The following is an 18561-nucleotide window of genomic DNA, read 5'->3' on the forward strand; positions in this document are numbered from 1 at the left end:
AAAATTATATAGAAGAAAGTTATCATGGATGAATTAAAAGATATCAAACTTAAAAACTATCAGTACCTAAATGAGGTTGCTATCAAGGGGGAAACGCTCTTCACGGGCTCCTCTCTTATGGAGCTTTTTCCCATTTGTGAAATCGCTAGGAGTAGAGGTATTGACGATATCATCTACAATCGAGGCATCAGTGGTTTGAATACGGATGAATTTCTCCAGCATATCCATCACCTGCTTTTGGATCTGCAACCGAGTAAGGTTTTCATCAATATCGGTACCAATGACATGACCGAGGAGCCTTATGGAGACCAATGGTTCCAGCATATGACGGCAAATATCAGCCAAATTCTGGAGCAAACACTAGCTATATTGCCCCATACCAAGATTCACCTCATGGCTTTTTACCCAGCCAATCTACATCTGCCTTGGCAGACCAAGGCTTCAATTCAGTGGATGAAACTGCGAACTCCTGAAAATCTTGACCGCTGTAATCAGGCTCTTGAGGAAATCGCCAAAACCTATGGCTGCCACTTCATTAATTGTAATGCTGAGCTGGTCAATGATAGAAAAGATCAGAAGGCTGAGCACACCTATGACGGCGTCCACCTTTATGCCAATGCTTACTTAAAAGTCTTTGAAGTTCTGGAGCTATATCTCCTGCATTAAGAAAATATGAGAGAATTTCCAGTTCTTACTCGCTTTTTTCCCTTGATTACAGTACAATAGACGTCAAAAGTGAAAAATTGAAATGAGGTATCCCTATGTGGAAATGGTTTAAACGACTCATTGTCCTCGTCATTGTGCTCTTTTTTGCAGTGGCGGCTCTACTTATTCCGGACAAGATCGACAGTCAGGACCAATTAAAAAATGTATCAACACAAACATCCCTTGCTGATTTAGCCCAGGCTGGTATTGGTGGGGCGTCCCTTTCATCAGGCGGGGTTTCAACTGAGATTAATCTTGACAGTAATCAGTTTCGTCAAATCCTAAAAGCAAGCATGGCTGATTCTAATGACGAGACCTTGCAAAACAGTAGCGTAGAGTTGAATGATTCCTATCTAACAGCTAAGGTTCCCGTATCTCTTGGGCCTATCGGATCAACATTTAGCCTTGATTTTACGGTCAGCACTAACAAGGAAGTCATCCTACTAGATTTGGCAGGTGCCCACCTGGGTCGCCTTCCAGTTCCAAAATCACTGGTTCTGCCTTACCTCAAGAAGAGCATTGCCCAGTCCAGCAGTGGTGTTCGCATGGTTAATGACCAAATTCAGCTCAAGCTTCCTGAAATCGGCTATGAAATTGAGCAAGCCTCTGTGACCAATAGCAAGATGAAGGTTAAACTTAACATTCCGATTTCCTTGCCAACAAGTTGGTAATCCATAATGAATCTTTCAAAACAAGTCCATAGTCTGGACTTGTTTTTTGATACCTTCACTTCTAAACTAAGAAAGTTAAAAAATTCTTGAAATAATAGCTTTAAATCCCTCAATCCCCTAGAAAATGAGCTTTTCCTATGCTATCATAAGATTGTAAAATTGATAAGCGTCTGACACTCATTGAAAAAGAGTTATTTCACTGAGTTAAAGAGTTTTAGGATAGTAGTTAGGAGGAAAAAATGGACGCTTTAAAATATATCACACCCAAATTTTTCACTACCATCAGGAATTATTCTAAGGGCCAGTTCATCAAGGACCTGATTGCAGGAGTTATCGTGGCTATCATTGCTCTCCCCTTGTCGATTGCTCTTGCCATTGCCTCTGGTGTTAATCCCGAACAAGGTCTTTATACAGCAGTTGTTGCAGGCTTTTTTATTTCCTTTTTAGGAGGTAGTCGGGTTCAGATTGGTGGACCTACCGCAGCCTTCGTTGTCATCATCTATGGCATCATCGCCCAGTATGGTATGGCTGGTTTGACCCTTGCCACGCTCATGGCGGGACTCATGCTTATTATCATGGGGCTCCTGCGTTTTGGTGACCTGATCAAGTTCATTCCCAAAACCATCACACTTGGTTTTACCTTGGGGATAGCTGTTGGGATTGTGGCTGGACAGGTTAAAGATTTCCTGGGGCTTGAGATGAAGTCCGTGCCAGCTGAGTTCTTAGAAAAACTTCTAGCTTATGGGAAGCATCTTTCAAGTATTAGCTGGCCGACACTTGCAATTGGTATCTTGGCCCTAGTCATTCAAATCTTTTGGCCACGCCTTTCTCAGAAAATTCCGGGGTCTTTGGTTGCAATTATTGTGACCACAGCCATCGTAGCTTTTGGTCATCTGCCAGTCAAAACCATTGGTGATCTTTACACCATCAAAGCAGGACTTCCAAGTTTCACAGTTCCTGACCTATCATTTTCTTTGATTCGTCAAATGATGTCGCCAGCCTTCACCATTGCCATACTAGCAGCCATCGAATCCCTGCTTTCTTGCGTTGTTTCAGACGGGATGATTGGTGGTAATCATCGCTCTAATGCTGAATTGATTGGCCAAGGTGTTGGGAATATCATGTCAGCCCTCTTTGGCGGGATTCCTGCAACGGGTGCCATCGCCCGTACCGCAGCCAATGTCAAAAATGGAGGACGGACACCAGTAGCGGGGATGGTTCATGCCCTTACCTTGCTTCTGATTTTACTCTTTCTCATGCCTTATGCCTCATTGATTCCTATGACCTGTTTGGCCTCAATCCTAATGATTGTCGGTTATAACATGAGCGGTTGGCGTACTGTTGTTCGTATGATTCAACGTGCTCCTAAGAGTGACGTAGCAGTCCTTATCGTAACCTTTATCTTAACCGTTTTCTTTGACCTAGTGGTTGCCATCGAATTTGGTATGGTCCTAGCAGCCTTCCTCTTCCTCAAACGGATGTCGGACGTAGCCCAAGTCCGTCAGTGGGTGGACAAGGAAAATCTAGAAGATCCTATATTGTCTGAGGACAGCGACTTGAAACAAGTTCCTAAAAATGCAGTCGTATATGAAATCTTCGGTGCTCTCTTCTTTGGTGCAGCCAATAACTTCTTGAATGTTATCAATGACGACGGTAAGAATGTCCTTATCTTACGCATGCGCAACGTTCCAGCCATGGATATCTCTGGTCTGGATGCCCTTGAGGAAACGCTTGCTATCTGCCAAAAACGTGGAATGACCTTGCTTCTTTCTCACGTTAACGCCCAACCCTACCGAGTTCTCGAAAAATCAGGCTTCATCCAGACTATCGGTCCAGATAATATCTGCGAGTCGACGGACCAAGCCCTTGAAAAAGCACTAGCCCTAGCAAAAGAAGCCTAGACAAATCCATTTTGCACAAGAAGAAAAAGCCAGTTCAACTGAACTTGGCTTTTTAAAATACGCGATAAACATAAGGATTGTCAGGCTGACCGACCTCTTTAATCTCAGTCAAATTAAGGATAGGGAGGCTCTGTTTAAGATTTTGATAATAATCCACAGTGATGGTACCAGTGACTTTTACCCAGGTATTATCCTTGAAGGTTTGGTCACTTCCTGTCGTCGCCAGTCCGTAAACACCTGAATCGGCGATACAGTGGATAATACCGAAACGGAAGATGAACTGATAACCCTTGGTCTGTGGGTCATTGTAAACAAAGCCGGTATAGGTGACCTTCTTGCCCATGAAATCGTTAGGATAGAGGTAGATGAGCTCCATGACTTCCATGTAATTTTCCGTGGTAATCTGGATGGTCTCACGTCCCTTGTACTTGGCTAGCTCCTTGGTCATTTCCTTCTCATATGCTGAGGAGGTGAAGTAGGAGCTGGTGTCTGGCTTCAAGTACTGAATAGTCGTTCCCTCTTGGTCGGCCTGATTAGGATCACTCCCTGCCGCCAGTGGAAAATGATACCCCTTAGCTGATACGGTATTGGCATCCAAGGTTACTGTTGGCACCAAGAGCCCCGTAAGGACTGGAAAGGCCAAGAGAACGATGCTGGCTACCTTGGCTACTCGACCTGACAAATGCGAGTGAACCTTCATCTGCTTCATCCAAACAATGAGTTGAACCACAGCGAGGATAAAGGAAAGCACCATGGAAATGTAAGCCAGGTAGGAGTAGTGGATATTAATGTACTGGTTGAGCTTGCCAGAAACTTGTAAGTACATGACCAGCTCAAAATACCCAGATAAGATGAGAAAACGTAACATTAAATCACCCCCAATACCAGACAGTAAATGATTGTCACCAGACTTGCGGTTCCTACGAAGAGACCAACAAAGCGTGTCTTAAACTGGTGTTTCATCATGATTAGGTTCTTGATATCAACCATAGGACCGATGATGAGAAAGGCCACCGTTGGTGCCACTCCAAAACTAGAGAGTAAGGAAGCCCCGATAAAGGCATCCGCCTCTGAACAAAGCGAGAGGATAAAGGCCAAAAGCATCATGATGAGGATGGCTGTCACCGAATTGTGCCCGATTGTCGTAAGAATACGGGTCGGTAGGTAGGTCTGCATACTGGCAGCCACCAAGCTCCCGAAAATCAGGTAACGTCCAGTGTCGAAAAATTCATCTACCGCATGAATCAAGGCTTGAAAAACTTTCTTACCAGCTGACAAACCACTATAGTCGTGCACATGACTGACCTTACGATTATCCTTAAGAATCTGGTCATCCACCACAAAGCCAAGCAAGATTCCCAAAAACATGGCAATCAAGAAAGCTCCGAGAAAACGTAAAATCACGTAGTACCAAGAGTTCCCAAAGGCCGTATAGGTCGCAAAAAGAACGACTGGATTAATGATAGGAGCTGTTGCCATGAAAGGAATAGCTGTGTAGCTAGGCACTTTTTTCTCTAAAAAGCGTGTGATAATGGGAACAATCCCACACTCACAAGAAGGGAAAATAAAACCAATTAGAGTTCCAAAGAGAATAGCCAGGACCTTGTTTTTCGGCAGGAAGTTTTGGACCTTTTCAGGGGTCACGAAGACTTCGATAAAGCCAGACAAGATGCTTCCCAGTAAAACGAAGGGCAGGGCTTCGATAATAATAGATAGAAAAACTGCCAGAAGCTGCAAAACGCTATCTGGTAGTTGATGAAAAATAGCCATAACTATTATTTCTTCTTATCTTCTTGAAGACGTTTGTCCTTCTTAGGATCAGTTCCCGCCTTCTCAAAATCAGGGATAGCCGCAAAAGATGCCATCATGCTTTCAAGTTCATTTGTTTTTTTCTGAATAACCGCCATAAAAAGCCTCCGAGTTTAAATAAGATACTAAGGGCGTCATTTCTAAGAGAAAATTAGGGCATCAGACGAAGAAGCTCTGCTTCTAGGAAGATGCATCTATTTTCCGAAAGAAATAGCCCGAGTTCAGTTGCAATAAGATACTAAGGGCGTCATTTCTGACAGAAAATTAGGGCATCAGACGAAGAAGCTTTGCTTCTAGGAAGATGCATCTATTTTCCGAAAGAAATAGCCCCTAACAATAGGTTTACCTTACTATTATACTACCTCTTGCTTAAAAATTCTCGCTTCAGCTACAAGGTTTTCTACCCAAGCAAATCTCCTATCGTGGTATAATAGAACTTATGGAAAATCGTAATCTAGAGACATTGGCTCAGGAATTGGGCCTAAAAAAACAACAAGTTGAAACAGTTTTGGAATTGACCGCAGAAGGCAATACCATTCCTTTCATTGCCCGTTACCGTAAGGAAAAAACAGGCAATCTGGATGAAACGCAAATCAAGGCTATCATTGATATGGATAAGTCCTTGACTACTCTTCAAGACCGTAAGGAAACAGTTCTGGCCAAGATTGAGGCACAGGGCAAATTGACTGATCAACTCAAGGCAGCCATTGAAGCGGCTGAAAAGTTGGCGGATGTGGAAGAACTCTACCTCCCCTATAAGGAAAAACGCCGCACCAAAGCGACTATTGCTCGTGAAGCAGGTCTTTTCCCATTGGCTCGTCTTATCTTGCAAAATAGTCCCAACCTCAAGGCTGAAGCTGAAAAGCTGACATCTGAAGCCTTTCCAACAGCTGACAAGGCACTTGCGGGTGCTGTGGATATTTTGGTTGAGGCCTTTTCTGAGGACAATAGCTTGCGCTCTTGGACCTACAACGAAATCTGGAACAACAGTGACATCACTTCAACCCTCAAGGATCAATCGCTGGATGAAAAAGAAACTTTCAAGATTTACTATGATTTTGAGGATAAGGTGTCTAAACTTCAAGGTTACCGTACGTTAGCCCTTAACCGTGGTGAGAAACTAGGCGTTATCAAGGTAAGCTTTAAGCACAATCTTGAGAAAATGCACCGTTTCTACAGTGCTCGTTTCAAACAAAAGAATGACTATATCGAGGAAGTTATCAATCAATCTCTCAAGAAGAAAATCGTTCCAGCTATGGAGCGTCGTATCCGAAGCGAATTGACTGAAGCAGCAGAAGATGGTGCTATTCAACTTTTCTCTCAAAATCTTCGAAGCCTCCTTCTAGTATCGCCACTTAAAGGCAAGATGGTACTTGGTTTTGACCCAGCCTTTCGTACAGGGGCTAAGTTGGCCGTGGTTGACCAAACTGGTAAGCTCATTACAACGCAAGTTATCTATCCAGTAGCTCCAGCAAGTCAGGCTAAAATCGCACAGGCTAAAAAAGACTTGGCTGACCTCATCAAAAAGTATGCCATTGAGATTATTGCGATCGGTAATGGAACAGCCAGCCGTGAAAGTGAAGCTTTTGTGGCAGAAGTCCTCAAGGATTTCCCAGAAACTTCTTATGTCATTGTCAATGAAAGTGGTGCCTCTGTCTACTCTGCATCAGAGTTAGCTCGCCATGAGTTTCCAGATTTGACGGTCGAAAAACGCTCTGCCATTTCTATTGCCCGTCGTCTCCAAGACCCATTGGCCGAGTTGGTTAAGATTGACCCTAAATCAATCGGAGTAGGCCAATACCAGCACGATGTTAGTCAGAAGAAACTGTCTGAAAATCTTGATTTCGTCGTTGATACCGTGGTTAACCAAGTCGGTGTCAATGTCAATACGGCAAGTAGTACCCTCTTGTCACACGTGTCAGGACTCAACAAGACCATCTCTGAAAATATCGTCGCCTACCGTGAGGAAAATGGTGAGATTGCATCACGTGCTGAAATCAAAAAGGTCCCACGTCTCGGTGCCAAAGCCTTCGAACAAGCAGCTGGTTTCCTCCGTATCCCAAATGCCAAGAATATCTTGGATAATACAGGGGTCCACCCAGAGTCTTACCCAGCGGTAAAAGACCTCTTCAAGCAGTTGGATATCACAGATTTGGACGACTCTGCCAAAGAGAAATTGAAGGCTCTTAATCTTAAAGAAACAGCAGAAGAGCTAGGGCTTGGTCAGGAAACCCTTAAAGATATCATCGCTGACCTTTTGAAACCAGGTCGTGACCTCCGTGATGATTTTGAAGCACCAGTGCTTCGTCAGGATGTTCTTGAACTCAAAGACTTGTCAGTAGGACAAAAACTTGAAGGGACAGTCCGAAATGTTGTAGACTTTGGTGCCTTTGTGGATATTGGTGTCCATGAGGATGGCCTTATCCATATCTCTGAGATGAGCAAGAGCTTCGTTAACCACCCAAGTCAGGTCGTTTCTGTTGGGGATTTGGTTACCGTGTGGGTATCAAAAGTTGATTTGGAGCATGAAAAACTCAACCTCTCCTTGGTGAATCCACGTGAATCTAACTGATTATGTTAAGACTGTTTCTATAGAAGATTTTGGCTGGGAATTTAAGCATCAAGCCTTGTGGAACAAGCGTCTCCGGACCACTGGAGGGCGGTTCTTTCCCAAGGATGGACACTTAGATTTCAACCCAAAACTCTATGAGGAACATGGTCTTGAGACCTTTCGAAAAATCGTCCGCCACGAGCTCTGTCATTATCACCTTTATTTTCAAGGTAAGGGCTACAAGCATATTGATAGAGATTTTAAGGACTTACTAGTCAAGGTTGAAGGCCTTAGATACGCTCCAAAGATGCAAGGTCAAAAGGAGAAGTACTACCTTTATCAGTGCCAATCTTGTGGTCATATCTACCGTCGCAAACGCCGTGTCAATACACAGAAGTTTGGATGCGGTCTGTGTCGAGGCAAGCTCATTTTTCTAAATCAGTCCTAGGGCTGATTTTTTTAATTTAAAAAAATCATATAATTAAATCAAAGAAATGATGGGAGAAGAAGACCATGTCAAATCGTTTTTATAAGACACGAAAAAATAGACTCGTCGCCGGTGTTGTTGCAGGTTTGGCAGATAAGTTTGGTTGGGACCTAGCTTTGGCTCGTATCTTGGCTGTTATTCTAATGGTTTCAACGCAGTTTGGAATCTTCTTATACTTGGTTTTAGCCCTTCTCCTTCCTTACAAAGAGGATATTTATCCCAAAGTAAAACTTAAGGATGGAAGAAAACGCAAAAACGCTGAACCTGTAGAAGACGAGTGGAACTGGTAAGTAAATTATAATAGAAAAGATCTATGATTGGCTCCAGTGCTAGTCATAGGTCTTTTTTGCGTTAAGAAACGCATTGAAAACCTTTTTATGATACAATGAAACTAGTAACTAATCGGAGGAAATAACATGACAGTAACCGTTAAAATGTTGGTTGATAGGCTTAAACTCAAGGTTGTCTATGGAAATAAGGAGCTTTTGGCAAAAGCGATAACAACAGCTGATATCTCTCGTCCTGGTTTAGAAATGACGGGGTATTTTGACTATTATTCACCTGAACGACTTCAGTTGGTTGGGATGAAGGAGTGGTCCTACCTTAAAACCATGACTGATTACAACCGTTATTCTGTTTTTGCGAATATGTTTAAAGCGGAAACTCCAGCTGTTATCGTGGCGCGTGGTCTTGAGATTCCGGAAGAGATGCTTCGAGCTGCTAAGGAAAATGGTGTAGCAGTTCTTCAAGGACGAAACGGCACATCGTCGCTTTCAGGTGACATGTCTTGGTATCTTAACTCGCAATTAGCTGAACGAACTAGTGTCCATGGTGTTTTGGTAGATATCTACGGGATGGGAGTTCTTATTCAAGGAGACTCTGGCATCGGTAAGAGTGAGACAGGGCTTGAGTTGGTGAAACGTGGTCACCGTCTTGTCGCTGACGACCGTGTGGATGTTTATGCTAAGGATGAGGAGACTCTCTGGGGTGAGCCCGCGGAAATCCTCCGCCATCTTCTTGAAATTCGTGGGGTTGGTATCATTGATGTCATGAGTCTCTACGGAGCTAGTGCTGTCCGTAATTCCTCTCAAGTTCAGTTGGCCATTTATCTTGAGAATTTTGAAAATGGCAAGATCTTTGATCGTCTTGGAAACGGAAACGAAGAAATCGAATTGCAAGGCGTTAAGATTCCACGTGTCCGCATTCCTGTTAAGACAGGACGTAACGTATCAGTTGTTATCGAGGCTGCAGCTATGAACTACCGTGCTAAGCAAATGGGATTTGATGCAACCAAAACCTTTGAGGAACGTTTGACCAACCTCATTAGTAAGAATGGTGAAGACTAATGTTAGCTACTATTGATCCTATTGCTCTAAGGCTTGGCCCCATTAGTATTCATTGGTATGCCATCTGTATCGTATCTGGTCTTTTACTAGCCGTTTATCTGGCTCAGCGTTGGGCTCCCGAAAAGGGAATTGACCCTGAAAACATCCTAGATTTAATTCTTCTTGCCTTTCCTATAGCCATTGTTGGTGCAAGGCTCTACTATGTGATCTTCCAGTGGTCTTACTACAGTCAGAATCCTTCAGAAATTTTTGCGATTTGGAATGGCGGAATTGCCATTTATGGTGGCTTGATTGCTGGTGTAGCTGTCCTCTATTGGTTTTCGAAACGTCATGCCATTGCTGTCTTGGATTTTCTAGATATCGCGGCACCTGGCGTTATGATTGCTCAGAGTATCGGTCGCTGGGGAAACTTTGTTAACCAAGAGGCTTACGGAAGAGCAGTTAGTCATCTGAATTATGTCCCAGAATTTATTCGCCAGCAGATGTTCATTGATGGGAATTATCGTGTACCGACTTTTCTTTATGAAAGTCTCTGGAACTTAGTCGGATTTATCACTATCCTAGGACTAAGACGCTTTAATAAGAAACTACGTCAAGGAGATGTGACCTCATTTTACCTTATCTGGTATGGTCTTGGACGTTTTGTCATTGAAGGCATGCGTACCGATAGCCTCATGTTTGCTGGCTTGCGTGTTTCTCAATGGGTCAGCATCGCCATTATCATCTTGGGTGCTATCTTACTATATTTGCGAAAGCAACGTCCAGAGGCAGATTATAAAATGAAAAACTAGTCATATAGCTCAGACTTTGTTATAATATAATGAAAATTATCATAACAAAGGTCACTGGAAACTGGAGAGTTTACTTCAGTTTTCTTGTAGCGACCTTTTAAAAAGGTCAAAGGAGTCTTAAACTATGGCAGAAATTGCATTTCTTATTATCGCAATCGCACTTGCTGCGTTCCTCATTGCATTGATCCCTACCCTACTTCGTACACGTCATGTGGTCAAAGAAGTTGAAGAAACAGTTGCTGTGCTTCGTACAGACATTAATGTAACCCTTCATCAAACAAATGAAATCTTGGCTAAGGCAAACGTCTTGGTTGAAGATGTTAATGAAAAAGTTCAAACAATCGATCCTCTCTTTGTAGCAGTAGCTGAGCTTTCAGAAAGTGTTTCTGACTTGAATACTGAAGCTCGTTACCTCGGTGCTAAAGCAAGTGCAGCAGGAGCAAGTGTCGGTAAGGCGGGTTCAGCCTTTGCTATCGGTAAAGTTGCTTCAAAACTATTTGGTAAAAAAGACAAGAAAAAATAAGGAGGTCTTTTCATGAGTAAATTTTTAAACACCCTAATCATTGGTGCAGCTTCTGGAGCTGCAGCAGCTTACTTCTTTACAACTGAAAAAGGTAAAGCTGTTAAATCACGTATCGATGAAGAAATCGCTTCATTCAAAGAAGATCCTAAAGCTTATCAAAATCAAGTAGTGGAAAAAGCTAGCGACTACAAAGATTTGGCAGTCGATACTTTCCAAGACTACAAAACAAAATTTGAAAATGGTGAAATCACTGCAGATGATTTGACAAAAACCGTTCAAGAAAAAACAGCACAAGTTGCTGACTTTGCAAAAGAAAGCTTTGAACTTATCAAGGAGAAAACAGCTCAAGTAACTCCTGAACAAGCGGATGTTGAAGCAGAAACAAAAGCTATCGTTGATGATATCGTCATTGATATTAAAGATATCTCTGAAGAAGCAGCAGAAGCAAAATAATAAAGAAAGCACATGAGGCTTTCTTTTTTTAGTACGAAAAAAACGTTGACCAGCAGTCAACGTTTTTGTGCTTTATAATATTCGATTAGGACATAAATGCCTATCTGACCAATGACGCTAATGGTAATTGCCCAGAAGAAGGCCCAGAAGGTAGCCACCTGTGCTACTAAGAAAAGGAAGGCAACTAGGACTGTTGAAACACAGAAGCTTGAGATACGTCCAAAGAAAATCATATCTTGTAGCTTAATACTATTACTATTTAGACCTTGATAATCTTGATAATTCGTCGTTTGAGGATGTTCAGTCTCGAAATCTTCAATGTGATCAAATTGACGGTGTAAGTTGTCAGCCATGTCTGCCTCCTTTCTATATAAAATATCTAAATCACTTTTTCGTGTAGGTTAAAATACTTCTTCAGTATTTCACTATTTAGAATCTCATTAATAATACCATAAAAATTTTATATTGCAAAGTTTTTTTTGATTTTTGTGAAAATTATAGTATTCAAAAACTAATTTAAAATATTTAGATACGGTTATTTGAACCTAAAAATTCTAAAAAAATCAAATCATTTGTGCTATAATGTGAGTTATGGAAAAAATAGTGATTACAGCGACTGCTGAGAGCTACGAGCAGGCACGTGAGCTCCTAGAACTTGGCGTAGATCGTATTTACATCGGCGAAAAAGCTTTTGGCCTTCGTTTGCCTAAGCCTTTTTCATTCGCAGAGATGCGAAAGATTGCAGAGCTGGTACATGAGTCTGGCAAGGAATTGACTGTTGCCGTTAACGCCCTCATGCACCAAGGTATGATGGATGCTCTTCCAGACTACCTTGATTTTCTTGAAGAAATCAAGGCAGATTACATCACGATTGGTGATGCAGGGGTTTTCTACATCTGTAACCGTGACAAACGTCCCTTCAAAATGATTTATGATGCTTCAACCATGGTAACCTCTAGCCGTCAGATTAATTTCTGGGGCCAACAAGCTGGAGCTTCTGAAGCTGTTTTGGCTCGTGAAATTCCGTCTGCGGAACTCTTCATCATGGCTGAAAATCTTCAAATTCCAGCCGAGGTTTTGGTTTATGGTGCAAGTATCATTCACCACTCTAAACGTCCGCTTCTTCAAAACTACTACAACTTTATCAAAACGGATGAAGCTGTTACCAAAGAACGTGACCTCTTCCTTTCTGAGCCTGGTGACCCAGATTCTCACTACTCAGTTTACGAAGACTTGCATGGAACACATATCTTTGCCAACAATGACTTGGATATGATGACTAAACTTTCAGAGCTCGTTGAACATGGTTTTGACCACTGGAAGTTGGACGGTGTTTATTGCCCAGGTGAAAACTTCGTAAAAATCACTGAGTATTTTGTGAAGGCTCGTGACCTCATCGAGGCTGGCGAATTTTCACAAGATCAAGCTTTCCTCTTTGATGAGGCTATTCATAAATTACACCCAGCCAACCGTGGTTTGGACACAGGTTTCTATGATTATGAACCTGACCGTGTAAAATAATAACCCTTCCTCCTTCGTTTGAGAGTTTTCCATTTTCAGGGAACGAAGGAGCCTTCTAAAAACTAAAATCGACAATCTTGCAAATTGGAGAAATTATGACTACAACTAAAAAACGCCCAGAGGTTTTGGTACCTGCTGGGACTTTGGAAAAATTGAAAGTCGCTGTAAATTACGGCGCAGATGCTGTTTTCGTTGGTGGACAAGCCTATGGTTTGCGTAGCCGTGCCGGAAACTTTACCATGGATGAGCTTCGTGAAGGTATCGAATACGCTCACGCACGTGGTGTTGATGTGCACGTCGCTTCAAATATGGTTACCCATGAAGGAAATGAAAAAGGAGCTGGTGAGTGGTTCCATGAATTGCGTGATATGGGACTCGATGCCGTTATCGTATCTGACCCAGCCTTGATTGAAATCTGTTCAACCTACGCTCCAGGACTTAATATCCACTTGTCAACGCAAGCATCTGCGACAAACGTTGAAACCTTCCATTTTTGGAAACAGTATGGCTTGACCCGTGTTGTTTTGGCACGTGAGGTTACTATGGAGGAATTGGCTGAAATCCGTAAACGTACGGACCTTGAAATTGAGGCCTTTGTCCATGGTGCTATGTGTATCTCATACTCAGGTCGCTGTACCCTTTCTAACCATATGTCAGACCGTGATGCCAACCGTGGAGGTTGCTCACAGTCATGCCGTTGGAAATATGACCTTTACGACATGCCATTCGGCCAAGAGCGAAAGAGTATCCACGGTGAAGTTCCTGAAGAATACTCAATGTCAGCCGTTGACATGTGTATGATTGAAAATATCCCAGACCTTATTGATAATGGTGTTGACAGCCTTAAAATCGAAGGTCGTATGAAATCTGTCCACTACGTATCAACAGTTGCCAACTGTTACAAGGCTGCCTGTGACGCTTACATGGAAAGTGCAGAAGCCTTTTATGCCATCAAAGACGATTTGATTAACGAACTCTGGAAAGTTGCCCAACGTGAATTGGCAACAGGTTTCTACTATAAAACACCAACAGAAAACGAACAACTTTTTGGTGCTCGTCGTAAGATTCCACAATACAAATTCGTTGGTGAAGTAGTAGACTTTGATCCAGCCACTATGACAGCTACAATCCGTCAACGTAACGTTATTCTCGAAGGTGACCACGTTGAATTCTACGGACCAGGCTTCCGTCATTTTGAGTGTGATATCAAAGACCTTCACGATGCTAATGGTAACAAAATTGACCGTGCACCAAACCCAATGGAACTTCTTACAATTACAGTGCCACAAGAAGTTAAACCTGGTGACATGATTCGTTCAACTAAAGAAGGTTTGATTAACCTCTACCAAAAAGACGGTTCAAGTAAAACTGTTCGTGCCTAATGACAAGACAAATCAATGGCCTCCTGGTAGATGACCAGAGTAGATGCCAGCACTACCATTCCACACTAGATATTGTTGCCCTAAAATGCTTTGAGTGTCTGAAGTATTATTCCTGTTATCAGTGTCATGATAGCTTGGAGGAACATAGCTTTCGAGCTTATCCTTGCCAGTTGAAGCAGGACAAGGTTCTTATTTGTGGTGTTTGTAGGCACGAAATGACGATTGAGGAATATCAAGAGGTAGTAGCCTGTCCCAATTGTCACAGTACCTTTAATCCAGCTTGTTCAAAGCACTATGACATTTATTTTGAAAAATAAAAAGATTGAAGATTCTGTTCCCACGAACAAAGTCTTCAATCTTTTTTTAGTTAAAGTAGCTATGATTTTTAAGAGCTTTTAAGACTGGCTTAGTCACCAAAGCGACAATCAGACCTTTTAAAAGATCTGGGATGATAAAGGGTGTCAAACCGACTGCTACAGCTGCAGACCACCCCATCTTTCCAAGAAAGTGCAGGCTAAGGATACCACCAACAAAGACAAGTGCATCTCCCAAAACAAAAGCCAAAAAGATCTTCCAGATAGGAGTCTTAGCATGAGCCAGTGCAGATGTGACAAGTGCAAAAAATGGGTAGGCAAGCAGATAGCCAGCTGAAGGACCAAAGAAGGCTTGAAGCCCACCGCCTCCACCTGCAAAAACGGGAAGACCAATGGCACCTAGGATAAGGTAGAGGGTAGCGGCAAGAGTTGCTTCTCTTGGCTTAAGGATGGCAGCAACAAGTCCGACAGCGAAGGTCTGGAGAGTAATGGGTACTGCACCGATAGGAATAATGATTTGAGCCAGTGCGGCAATGATAGCAGCACCGAAGGCGGGAAGTATGAGTGACAATGTACGATTTTGCGTCATTTTTTTAGTTAACCTTTCGTAAATTAATAGTTAACTTATTATAACAAGCACTTCTGAAATAGTCAACCTCATAATAAAACGAGGTTAACTGATAAAGCTAACCTCGTTGTGATATGATTTTTAGACGTTTGATTTCTTTAAGCTCAATCATGCTGATGATTTTATCTTGCTCAATAAAGATGGCTTGTCGCTCTCTGTCATAACGGTTGATGTAGCCCTTATAGGTCTTCTGATTGGATGTCAGCATGACCATTTGGTTATAATCAATAGCATGATAGATATCGTTAATAAGCTGATTTTGCATTAGGTGGACAGGTTTGCTGTGACCTGTTTCCACAAACTGATGAAGCTGATGCTTTACCGCTTCTAAAAAGTTTATCATGGTCATTTCCCTCGTTTCTTGATAAAATAATTATAGCATGAAAGGTGAAATTTTGTGGATAACTTCATTCTAAAACACACAATTTTCACAGAAAAAAACGAATAAAGCTAGTGGAGGTAAGCAAATGGCAGAATTTTCATTTGAAATTGAAGAAAAACTCTTGGTCTTGTCTGAGAATGACAAGGGCTGGACTAAGGAACTCAATCGTGTGAGCTTTAATGGCGCACCGGCTAAGTATGACATCCGTACATGGAGTCCAGACCATACCAAGATGGGTAAGGGGATTACCCTTAGCAATGAAGAATTCCAAGTTCTCGTTGACGCCTTCAAAAACTAAAACAAGGTCAGCATGGCGCTGGCCTTATTTTGTTTAAAACGTATCAATGATAAGTTTGAGATTGAGAATGGTTAGGACAATAGCGATGGCATAACCAAGGAAAGTATTCCACTTGGCATTGACGTGTTTTCCCATGAGTGATTTCTTAGAAGTGTAGTAAATCAAAGGGAAGATAGAGAATGGCAAGGCAAGTGAAAGGAAAACCTGTGAATAAACCAGCAGTTGATCCAGAGTCTTTTCTTGATCACCGTAGAGAATAGCTACAACGATAACAGGTAGCAAGGCGAAGAGACGTGTGAATAAACGAATTACCCACTGCGGTAACCTCATGTGGAGAAAGCCTTCCATGACAATTTGGCCAGTCAGAGTACCAGTAATGGTAGAGTTTTGACCACTAGCCAAGAGCGCCAAGGCAAAGAGTGTTGAAAGTGTCGAACTAGCTACCGCACCAGCAATCTTAGAGTCCTGAAGAGCATTGTACATCTGTGAGAAAGCTGAAATATCAGAAGCATGACCAAAGAAGAGAGCTGCCCCCAAAATCAAGAGGAGGGAGTTAACCACAAAAGCCAAAGTCAACTGGATGTTAGAATCCCAGGTCATGAAACGGACAGCCTTAGTCACGTCTTTGCCATCAGAATAGTCAACCTTACGAGTCTGTGACAAGGATGAGTGCAAGTAGAGGTTATGTGGCATAACGGTCGCACCCACAATCCCAAGCGCCAAGGTCAACTGGTTGGTATGTCCAGCAGCATGTGGCTCGAAGAGCGCTGGCGTAGGGAGATAACCCTCGAGGATTCCCGTAATACTAGGCTCAGACAAGGCTACCAGATAGACAAAGATAACCAAGATTGTCAAAATTAAGGTTGAAACAATAGCCTCGATTTTTTTGAATCCCAGCTTCATGATGAGCAGTAGCAGGAAGACATCAAGGACTGTCACCAGAATGGCAACCATAATTGGAATACCAAAGAGCAGGTTAAGAGCAATGGCAGAACCAAGCACCTCAGCCAAATCCGTCGCCATTAAGGCTAGCTCCAGAATCACCCAAAGCGTGTATCGCAACCATTTGGGCGAGTGATAAGCAGTCGCTTGAGCTAGGTCCATTTGGGTCACAATCCCTAATTTCCCAGCCATTTGTTGTAACTGCATAGCGATTAAAGATGAAATTAAGATGACAAAGAGCAGGCTGTACTTGTAGGTCGCCCCACCGACGACACTGGTAATCCAGTTCCCTGGATCCATGTAACCCACGGCCACAAGAGCCCCAGGTCCCAAGAAAGCCTTAAGATTTTGCCAAAATCGATTATTATTTGGTGTATCTATGGATTGGTTTACCTCAGAAAGGGAAACCTTCTTTGAAGATGTCATAAACACCTCTTTCTAAGTCATATCTGCCCAAAAGTCGCATTATTTCTAGACAAACCGACAATTTTATTATAACACTATTAGGATGATGTGCAAGGAAGGAATGGGTTGTAGAAGAATATACAATGTCCAATTAATTCCAGGGTGTTTATATGATGAACTTTTACGGTATGATGTAAAACAATAACATCAATTGATTTGTTAGGTGAGGAATAAAACAATGTTGAATAAGTAATTTTATTATTTTTATTGAGTAGTGATAATAAAAAAGTATCATTTATTTTTATAAACAATACTTTTAGGATATTATCTTAACTGGTGTAGCGTATAACAATTAATATAAAAATAGGTATAAGTAGTTGGGTAATAAAATTGTCCATTGAATTGATGATAAAATTTTGAACAGTTGATTTTTTCTCTGCTTTTTGTAAGTCGAAGAACCTATTGACGGTTACTTCTGAAACTGTTAGACCAATATAGAGTAATATAAATGTAGAAATAAGAGTAACAAATACTTGAGACGAGTCTTTAAGATAAGGTAGTAGTCTTTGAGTATAGCTATTGATAGTACTGCTGAAGTTCAGCATGGAGTTATAGAAATAAATAGAACTTACAAATAAATAATATAAGAATTTACAAGTACTTCCTCGTACTGAAAGATAGATACGTGCCCCCCATTTTATAGAGTTTATAAGTAAAAATAGAGCTATAAATTGTAAGATTTGATTATAGATACTTGGTAACGCATCCTTAAAAGCTATAATCAGAACATGAAATTTAGTCTCCGCATTTGGATTTGTGAAGAGATTCGCTAGTGGCCAAGGTGCTGCTGATAGGGTATCTAAAACATTAATAATTTGATAGGTGAAATTTAAAATGATAATTGCTAAGAAAATATAACTTGAGATTTTGAATAAGACTCTAGAATAAAATTTGCTATTTTCAAGTTTTCGGTTGTATTGTTCAACTTGTTCTTGCAATTTTTGGTTGATGGTGTCAGTGCTTTGGTTAATTATAATTTGACCATTGTTTTCTTCAATTGTAAAATTAACTTCATTTTTCGCCAGTTCGGCAGTAACTTTTTCCTCACTTTTTTTAGCTTTTAGCTCAGAAAATAATTGTATGCTAATGGATAAGATAGGTATAAAGTAAACGACAATGTACTCGAAAATTTTAATAATTTCTTTCATAATTACCTCCTTTTGTTAGAAGTATTTTATCAAAAAAGTAGTAATGGAAAAAGGTGAAAGACGAGTACAAAACGCTTATTATGTACGATTACTTATACCCATTATTATGATGGTTATTAAAAGTACAGATTAATTGGTATTATATAGAGTTTCAAAAAAATAAAAATCTAATTTAAAGATTTGAAATATCAATGATCCACTTATCAATCACTAATGTTTTCACGTACATAATTAGGAAACTTGG

Annotated in this window: 22 protein-coding genes; 14 read left to right on the forward strand and 8 right to left on the reverse strand. The window is 41.4% G+C overall.

What is annotated here, in order from left to right; all coding sequences use genetic code 11:
- Positions 1–24: 24 nt before the first annotated feature.
- The 3 genes from ACWPVZ_RS03540 (at position 25) to ACWPVZ_RS03550 (ending at position 3277) form a co-directional block, all read left to right on the forward strand.
- Positions 25–666 (forward strand): GDSL-type esterase/lipase family protein, encoded by a 642-nt coding sequence (locus ACWPVZ_RS03540; protein WP_454380944.1) that lies wholly within the window; start codon positions 25–27, stop codon positions 664–666.
- A 95-nt stretch (positions 667–761) separates the two neighbouring features.
- Positions 762–1376: a DUF2140 domain-containing protein gene (locus tag ACWPVZ_RS03545; protein WP_247915871.1), complete on the forward strand. Its 615-nt coding sequence runs from the start codon at positions 762–764 to the stop codon at positions 1374–1376.
- A 239-nt stretch (positions 1377–1615) separates the two neighbouring features.
- Complete coding sequence (locus ACWPVZ_RS03550) at positions 1616–3277, forward strand: SulP family inorganic anion transporter (protein ID WP_454380947.1); 1662 nt, start codon at positions 1616–1618, stop codon at positions 3275–3277.
- A gap of 52 nt (positions 3278–3329) precedes the next feature.
- On the opposite strand, the gene ACWPVZ_RS03555 is transcribed toward ACWPVZ_RS03550, so the two are convergent.
- The 3 genes from ACWPVZ_RS03555 to ACWPVZ_RS03565 are packed head-to-tail and all read right to left on the reverse strand — an operon-like array spanning position 3330 to position 5184.
- Positions 3330–4145 carry a TIGR03943 family putative permease subunit gene (locus tag ACWPVZ_RS03555; protein WP_073950150.1) on the reverse strand — a complete coding sequence of 272 codons (816 nt, stop codon included), beginning with the start codon at positions 4143–4145 and terminating at the stop codon, positions 3330–3332.
- Complete coding sequence (locus tag ACWPVZ_RS03560) at positions 4145–5047, reverse strand: permease (RefSeq protein WP_454380950.1); 903 nt, start codon at positions 5045–5047, stop codon at positions 4145–4147. Before ACWPVZ_RS03560 ends, ACWPVZ_RS03555 begins: the two co-directional genes overlap by 1 nt.
- 5 nt (positions 5048–5052) lie before the next feature.
- Positions 5053–5184 carry an SPJ_0845 family protein gene (locus ACWPVZ_RS03565; RefSeq protein ID WP_002885949.1) on the reverse strand — a complete coding sequence of 44 codons (132 nt, stop codon included), beginning with the start codon at positions 5182–5184 and terminating at the stop codon, positions 5053–5055.
- Positions 5185–5525: 341 nt separating this feature from the next.
- Here ACWPVZ_RS03565 and ACWPVZ_RS03570 point away from each other — a divergent pair, with 341 nt between their 5' ends.
- The 7 genes from ACWPVZ_RS03570 to ACWPVZ_RS03600 all read left to right on the forward strand — a co-directional run bounded on the left by ACWPVZ_RS03570 (position 5526) and on the right by ACWPVZ_RS03600 (position 11237).
- Positions 5526–7658 carry a Tex family protein gene (locus ACWPVZ_RS03570; RefSeq protein ID WP_454380953.1) on the forward strand — a complete coding sequence of 711 codons (2133 nt, stop codon included), beginning with the start codon at positions 5526–5528 and terminating at the stop codon, positions 7656–7658.
- Positions 7645–8085 carry a SprT family protein gene (locus ACWPVZ_RS03575; RefSeq protein ID WP_347105157.1) on the forward strand — a complete coding sequence of 147 codons (441 nt, stop codon included), beginning with the start codon at positions 7645–7647 and terminating at the stop codon, positions 8083–8085. The genes ACWPVZ_RS03570 and ACWPVZ_RS03575 overlap by 14 nt, the downstream gene beginning before the upstream one ends.
- Before the next feature lie 65 nt (positions 8086–8150).
- Complete coding sequence (locus tag ACWPVZ_RS03580; protein WP_247924698.1) at positions 8151–8414, forward strand: PspC domain-containing protein; 264 nt, start codon at positions 8151–8153, stop codon at positions 8412–8414.
- Positions 8415–8540: 126 nt separating this feature from the next.
- On the forward strand, positions 8541–9470 hold the full coding sequence (hprK, locus tag ACWPVZ_RS03585) for an HPr(Ser) kinase/phosphatase (RefSeq protein WP_347105156.1): 930 nt from the start codon (positions 8541–8543) through the stop codon (positions 9468–9470).
- Positions 9470–10261 carry a prolipoprotein diacylglyceryl transferase gene (lgt, locus tag ACWPVZ_RS03590; protein ID WP_347105154.1) on the forward strand — a complete coding sequence of 264 codons (792 nt, stop codon included), beginning with the start codon at positions 9470–9472 and terminating at the stop codon, positions 10259–10261. The genes hprK and lgt overlap by 1 nt, the downstream gene beginning before the upstream one ends.
- Before the next feature lie 124 nt (positions 10262–10385).
- On the forward strand, positions 10386–10784 hold the full coding sequence (locus ACWPVZ_RS03595) for a DUF948 domain-containing protein (RefSeq protein WP_002885965.1): 399 nt from the start codon (positions 10386–10388) through the stop codon (positions 10782–10784).
- Positions 10785–10796: 12 nt separating this feature from the next.
- Complete coding sequence (locus ACWPVZ_RS03600; protein WP_002890570.1) at positions 10797–11237, forward strand: YtxH domain-containing protein; 441 nt, start codon at positions 10797–10799, stop codon at positions 11235–11237.
- Between the two features lie 56 nt (positions 11238–11293).
- Here the strand turns inward: ACWPVZ_RS03600 and ACWPVZ_RS03605 are convergent, their stop codons facing one another.
- Positions 11294–11590, reverse strand: coding sequence for a DUF3270 domain-containing protein (locus ACWPVZ_RS03605; protein ID WP_002890571.1), 297 nt, complete (start codon positions 11588–11590; stop codon positions 11294–11296).
- A 238-nt stretch (positions 11591–11828) separates the two neighbouring features.
- Here ACWPVZ_RS03605 and ACWPVZ_RS03610 point away from each other — a divergent pair, with 238 nt between their 5' ends.
- The 3 genes from ACWPVZ_RS03610 (at position 11829) to ACWPVZ_RS03620 (ending at position 14457) form a co-directional block, all read left to right on the forward strand.
- A complete protein-coding gene (locus ACWPVZ_RS03610; protein ID WP_454380957.1) occupies positions 11829–12758 on the forward strand; it encodes a peptidase U32 family protein in 930 nt (309 codons plus the stop codon).
- A gap of 95 nt (positions 12759–12853) precedes the next feature.
- Complete coding sequence (locus ACWPVZ_RS03615) at positions 12854–14140, forward strand: peptidase U32 family protein (RefSeq protein ID WP_254734930.1); 1287 nt, start codon at positions 12854–12856, stop codon at positions 14138–14140.
- Positions 14140–14457, forward strand: coding sequence for a CHY zinc finger protein (locus ACWPVZ_RS03620; RefSeq protein ID WP_454380959.1), 318 nt, complete (start codon positions 14140–14142; stop codon positions 14455–14457). The genes ACWPVZ_RS03615 and ACWPVZ_RS03620 overlap by 1 nt, the downstream gene beginning before the upstream one ends.
- Positions 14458–14503: 46 nt before the next feature.
- On the opposite strand, the gene ACWPVZ_RS03625 is transcribed toward ACWPVZ_RS03620, so the two are convergent.
- Complete coding sequence (locus ACWPVZ_RS03625) at positions 14504–15043, reverse strand: biotin transporter BioY (protein WP_073686238.1); 540 nt, start codon at positions 15041–15043, stop codon at positions 14504–14506.
- A gap of 97 nt (positions 15044–15140) precedes the next feature.
- The gene (locus ACWPVZ_RS03630; RefSeq protein ID WP_247924705.1) at positions 15141–15425 is read right to left on the reverse strand and encodes a hypothetical protein; all 285 of its coding nucleotides are present in this window, start codon (positions 15423–15425) and stop codon (positions 15141–15143) included.
- Positions 15426–15549: 124 nt separating this feature from the next.
- Between ACWPVZ_RS03630 and ACWPVZ_RS03635 the strand changes: the two genes are divergently transcribed.
- The gene (locus tag ACWPVZ_RS03635) at positions 15550–15762 is read left to right on the forward strand and encodes a YdbC family protein (protein WP_002886106.1); all 213 of its coding nucleotides are present in this window, start codon (positions 15550–15552) and stop codon (positions 15760–15762) included.
- A 33-nt stretch (positions 15763–15795) separates the two neighbouring features.
- Here the strand turns inward: ACWPVZ_RS03635 and ACWPVZ_RS03640 are convergent, their stop codons facing one another.
- Together ACWPVZ_RS03640 and ACWPVZ_RS03645 are read right to left on the reverse strand one after the other, a co-directional pair.
- Positions 15796–17130, reverse strand: coding sequence for an Nramp family divalent metal transporter (locus ACWPVZ_RS03640; protein WP_064520520.1), 1335 nt, complete (start codon positions 17128–17130; stop codon positions 15796–15798).
- A 308-nt stretch (positions 17131–17438) separates the two neighbouring features.
- The gene (locus ACWPVZ_RS03645) at positions 17439–18317 is read right to left on the reverse strand and encodes a hypothetical protein (RefSeq protein ID WP_454380963.1); all 879 of its coding nucleotides are present in this window, start codon (positions 18315–18317) and stop codon (positions 17439–17441) included.
- Between the last annotated feature and the right edge of the window lie 244 nt (positions 18318–18561).

Source organism: Streptococcus sp. Marseille-Q6379 (genome assembly GCF_965119505.1).